1 protein-coding gene is annotated in these 1,396 nt (G+C 46.8%); it reads right to left on the reverse strand.

Annotated features, from left to right (window positions below; all coding sequences use genetic code 11):
• On the reverse strand, nucleotides 1-1,396 hold a 1,396-nt coding region (locus ACS8FD_RS14570; protein ID WP_439276384.1), incomplete at both ends, for an efflux RND transporter permease subunit.

The following is a 1,396-nucleotide window of genomic DNA, read 5'->3' on the forward strand; positions in this document are numbered from 1 at the left end:
GCTGCTCATAATCACCCACTGTCGCGATTCGTAAGGTGGTTGCGATATCTTGTGTAGTGACGCCTTTATCTGCCATTGCTAGCCGATTAGGGGTTACAGTAAGCTCTTGTTGCGGTAAGCTGCGATCACTGGTGACCGCGCCTGCAATTGGTAATGCGCGGATATCTGTCATAATTTGCTGTGCAGTCTGCTCCAGCACTTGCGGATTGGTACTGGTCAACGAAAAGCTATATCCTGTCTCGCCGCCACTTGATAACCCTACTGTAAAACGCGCACTAGGCACTTCTGTTAATATGGCGCTAATATGTTGTTCAATCTCCTTTTTGGGTATCCGCTTGGCACGCGGTGTCAAAACAATATCTAAACTGGCGATGTTTTTTGCGCCACCACTACCACTAGAGCTGTTTGGCCCCATCGCCTCTTGTGCTTGTCCAACTGAAGAAAAAACATGGGCAACTTCAGGCAATGCTAAAATACGCTCACGTGCCAATGCGGTCACCTGCTCGGTATCTTCAAGCTCAACATCAGGCGTCAGCTCAATCCCTACTCGCGTTTGATCAATGTCATTATCAGGAATAAATGAAGTCGGTAGTAGCTGCACTAGGGCTAATGACCCTACAAATAATAATAAGGTAGCCCCCATAGTTAACCAGCGATGATGAAGTGTCCAGGATACTATCTTTAAATACCAGGTCATCAAGGCGCTTTGTTTTTCGACCCGGTGTTTTTCTGGTCGCAAAATGTAGGCTGCCATCATAGGGGTAATCAAGCGTGCGACCAATAGCGAAGCAAAAATAGCCATCGCCGCTGTCCAACCAAACTGGCGGAAGAACTGCCCAACCACACCGCCCATAAAGGCTGTAGGTAAAAACACCGCAATTAAGGTAAAGGTAGTGGCAATGACTGCAAGCCCAATTTCATCAGCGGCTTCCATTGCCGCTTCATAAGGCGTTTTACCCATCCGTAAATGGCGGATAATGTTTTCGACCTCAACGATAGCATCATCGACCAACACACCGATGACAAGTGATAACGCCAATAACGAGATAATATTAAGGCTAAAATCAAATAGATACATACCCAAAAAGGTAGGAATGACCGACAATGGCAAGGCTACAGCGGCGACAATCGTTGCACGAATATTGCGTAAAAATAAGAACACGACGACGACTGCTAGAATACCGCCTTCAATCAACATACGTAATGAAGACTTATAGTCCTCTTCTACTGGGGTCGCACGGTCGTAGACTTTTTCGACCTCGATATTAGTCATCTCAGCACTTAACTGCGCCAGTGCCGCATCCACTCTTTTGGTAACTTCAACTTCACTGGCACCGCGTGAACGAGTGATGTTAAAGGCAACCACGGTTTCGCCATCTAATTTGGCAACAGAGCT

This window comes from Psychrobacter sp. 1U2, assembly GCF_051847575.1.